This is a genomic window from Actinomycetes bacterium (genome assembly GCA_036510875.1).
GTDB lineage: Bacteria > Actinomycetota > Actinomycetes > Prado026 > Prado026 > DATCDE01.
The window spans coordinates 1-3216 of the sequence record DATCDE010000368.1; the positions used below are offsets into that span (position 1 = coordinate 1).

5 protein-coding genes are annotated in these 3216 nt (G+C 72.2%); all 5 read left to right on the plus strand.

Features of this window, described 5'->3' with window-relative positions; genetic code table 11:
- Positions 1 to 584: phytoene desaturase (locus VIM19_21030; GenBank protein HEY5187317.1), on the plus strand; the 584-nt coding region annotated here is incomplete at its 5' end.
- A gap of 40 nt (positions 585 to 624) precedes the next feature.
- On the plus strand, positions 625 to 978 hold the full coding sequence (locus VIM19_21035) for a lycopene cyclase domain-containing protein (protein ID HEY5187318.1): 354 nt from the start codon (positions 625 to 627) through the stop codon (positions 976 to 978).
- Positions 975 to 1310, plus strand: a complete 336-nt coding sequence (locus tag VIM19_21040; GenBank protein HEY5187319.1) for a lycopene cyclase domain-containing protein — start codon at positions 975 to 977, stop codon at positions 1308 to 1310. Before VIM19_21035 ends, VIM19_21040 begins: the two co-directional genes overlap by 4 nt.
- Entirely contained in the window at positions 1307 to 2698 is a 1392-nt protein-coding gene (locus tag VIM19_21045) for a cytochrome P450 (GenBank protein ID HEY5187320.1), read from the plus strand. Before VIM19_21040 ends, VIM19_21045 begins: the two co-directional genes overlap by 4 nt.
- Positions 2695 to 3216, plus strand: a 522-nt coding sequence (locus VIM19_21050; protein ID HEY5187321.1) for a glycosyltransferase, incomplete at its 3' end; no start/stop codon positions are given. The genes VIM19_21045 and VIM19_21050, both read left to right, overlap by 4 nt.

Here is a 3216-nt window from a genome sequence, read left to right on the forward strand (position 1 = left end):
GGGTGGAAGGGCGCCTCCCGCAGCTCGCCCACCACTCCCTGTTCTTCACCTCGGACTGGGACCGCAACTTCGGCGACATCTTCGGTCCGGACGCGCGCGTCCCGGACCCCGCGTCGATCTACGTCTGCAAGCCCTCCCAGAGCGACCCGACCGTGGCGCCGCAGGGGTGCGAGAACCTCTTCGTCCTGGTGCCGGTCCCGGCCGACGTTGCCATCGGCCGGGGTGGCGACGACGGTCGGGGGTCCGAGGCGGTGGAGCGCGCAGCGGATGCGGCCATCGACCAGGTGGCCCTCTGGGCCGGAGCCCCCGACCTCCGCGATCGCATCCGGGTGCGCGCCACGGTGGGGCCCGAGGACTTCCAGCGCCGCTACAACGCGTGGCGCGGCGGGGCGCTCGGCCTCGAGCACACCCGGCGCCAGAGCGCGTTCCTGCGCCCGGGCAACGTGTCGTCGAAGGTCGACGGACTCCTCTATGCCGGGGCAAGTACCGTTCCCGGCGTGGGTCTACCGATGTGCCTGATCAGCGCCGAGCTCGTCCTCAAGCGCATGACCGGCGACCGGTCGTCGCTGCCGGTGCCTGAATGACGGGTGGGTCCGGCGACCGGCTCTCGGCGGGAGAGCTCCGATGAGCCTGCCGCACTGGTCGTACGTCGCCATGCTGGCCTTCTGCCTGGCCGGCACGCTTCCGCTCATCCCCGCCTTCGGACTCCGGGTGCTGCGGCAGCCGCGACGGCTGCTCCTGACCATCCTCGCGGCCGGGGCACCGTTGCTCGTCTGGGACCTGCATGCCACCAAGGTGGGACACTGGCGTTTCGACGAGGCACAGACCCTGCCCTGGCGCGTGGCCGGGCTTCCCCTCGAGGAGATCGCCTTCTTCGTCGTCATCCCGCTGGCCGCGGTGCTGACCTACGAGGCGGTGCGGGCGGCCCGCCGCCGCGACCGGGCCGGCCGTCCCCCTCAGCTCAGGGAGGTCCGATGACGTACACGGCGATTGCCATGGTGGCGGTGCTGGCGGCGGTCGCGCTGGACCGGCGGGTCGCACGCACTCGGCTGACCACGACGGGCCCATGGTGGGCGGCGTACGGCATCATCGTGTTCTTCCAGCTCGTGACCAACGGCTGGCTCACCGGCCGCGGCATCGTCCGGTACTCCCCGGACGCGATCATCGGCACCGACCGGGTGACGTTCGTCGGGGACGGCCGACTCGTCTACGCGCCGGTGGAGGACCTGGCGTTCGGGTTCGCCCTCGTGCTGACGAGCTGCGTGGTGTGGGTGTGGCTCGGCCGCCGCAGCGGCGAGGAGGAAGCATGAGCGCCTCGACCCGGCTGCAGGCGATGCAGCCCATCGACCTCGGCATCCCCGGCCCCAGCACCCTGGACATGGCGCGCGCCTTCCGGTCCGTCCGCGCCGACCCGCTCTCCTTCCTGGTCGAGGTCACCGAGCGCTTCGGCGACCTGGTTGCCTTCCCGGTGCCAGGTGCGCCGGCGCTGCTGGTCAACGACCCGGCCGACGCCCGGCACGTGCTCCAGACCTCGGCGCGCAACTGGGGCAAGGAGACCGTGCAGTACGCCGCACTGGCCCGGGTGAGCGGACCGGGGCTGCTGGCGTCCTCCGAGCCAAGCTGGATCGAGCACCGGCGACTCGCCGCCCCGGCGTTCCACCACCAAGGCCTCGAGGCCGTCGGCGACCAGGTGCGCGCGGCAGCCGACACGGCCATCACCGCTCAACTCGGGGCAGACTCCTTCGCCGACGGCACAGTGGTCGACGTTGCTGCGCTCACGCATCGCATCGGCCTGGACGCCGTCGGGCGGGCACTGTTCTCCGCAGACCTGTCCGGGCAGGCGCAGCAGCTGCTGGATGCGACGAGCGACTCGGCGGACCTCGTGGTGCGGCTGGGCCGGTCGATCCTGCCCACGGCGGAGTGGACCCCCACACGGACGAACCTCCGGCTGCGCTCGACACGCCGCCGCCTGGACGCGATCACCTCCGAGATCATCGCGCAGCGACGTGCACGTGGCCGGCCCTCACCGGCCGGCTCGCACGGTGACGACCTCCTCGGCCTCCTGCTGGACAGCAACCTGACCGACGCCGAGATCCGCGACGAGCTGGTCACCATGGTCATCGCCGGCCACGAGACCGTGGCCGCGGCTCTTGCGTGGACCCTGATGCTGCTGGCCGAGCACCAGCCCGCGCAGGACCGGGTGCGCGCCGAGCTGGCCGACCATCCCGGACCGGTGTCCCTGCTCAGGCACCGGGACACTCTCCCGTGGACGCGATCGGTCATCGACGAGGCGCTGCGCCTCTTCCCGCCCGCGTGGGCGCTCTCGCGGCGCTCGCACCAGGCCGACGTCATCGGAGGTCACGAGGTCCCCGCCGGCACACTGGTCATCGTGAGCCCCTGGCTCCTGCACCGTCGCGCCGACCCGTGGACCGACCCGCTGGTCTTCCGACCCGAACGCTTCCTGGACGCGGGCGCGGGACGCTGCGGCTACCTGCCGTTCGGGCAGGGGCCACGCCTGTGCATCGGCCGGGAGTTCGCTCTGGGCGAGATGGTCGTGGTGCTGAGCCGGCTGCTGGCGGAGCACCGCATCGGCTTGCCACCGGGTTGGTCCCGCCCTGCCGCCCAGGCGCAGGTGGCCGTGCACCCGCGCGGCGGCATGCCGCTCGTCGTCACTCGCTCCAACGGTGCGCGAGCATGACTGGCCTGGTCCTCGTCGTGGTGCTGCTGGCCGCTGCGGTCAGCGCCCGCTGGCTGCTCTGGGACCTGCGGACGGTCCCGCGCGGAGGAGGTCACCGCGACCAGCCGGCCCCCGTGTCAGTCGTCATCCCGGCGCGGAACGAGGAGACCACGCTCCCGGCGCTGCTGGAGTCCCTGCGACAACTCACGATCGGGGTCGCCGAGATCGTGGTGGTCGACGACGGCTCCCGTGACGCGACGGCCTCGGTCGCGCGATCCGCCGGAGCCACCGTCCTAACCGCGTCTGCCCCGCCGCCCGGCTGGACGGGGAAGGCGTGGGCCTGCCATCTCGGCGCCAGCGCCACCAGTGCGGACCTGCTGCTGTTCCTCGACGCCGACACTGTGCTGGCCAGGGACGCATTGGGTGGCCTGCTCGAGCTGCACGAACGGCACGGTGGGCTGGTGTCGGTGCAGCCCTTCCACTGCGTCGTACGGGCGTACGAGCAGCTCTCCTCATACTTCAACGTGATGTCGCTCCTG

Coding starts and splice junctions, on each gene's coding strand:
- VIM19_21045 (HEY5187320.1), top strand. CDS start 1,307: ATGAGCGCCTCGACCCGGCTGCAGGCGATGCAGCCCATCGACCTCGGC.
- VIM19_21040 (HEY5187319.1), top strand. CDS start 975: ATGACGTACACGGCGATTGCCATGGTGGCGGTGCTGGCGGCGGTCGCG.
- VIM19_21035 (HEY5187318.1), top strand. CDS start 625: ATGAGCCTGCCGCACTGGTCGTACGTCGCCATGCTGGCCTTCTGCCTG.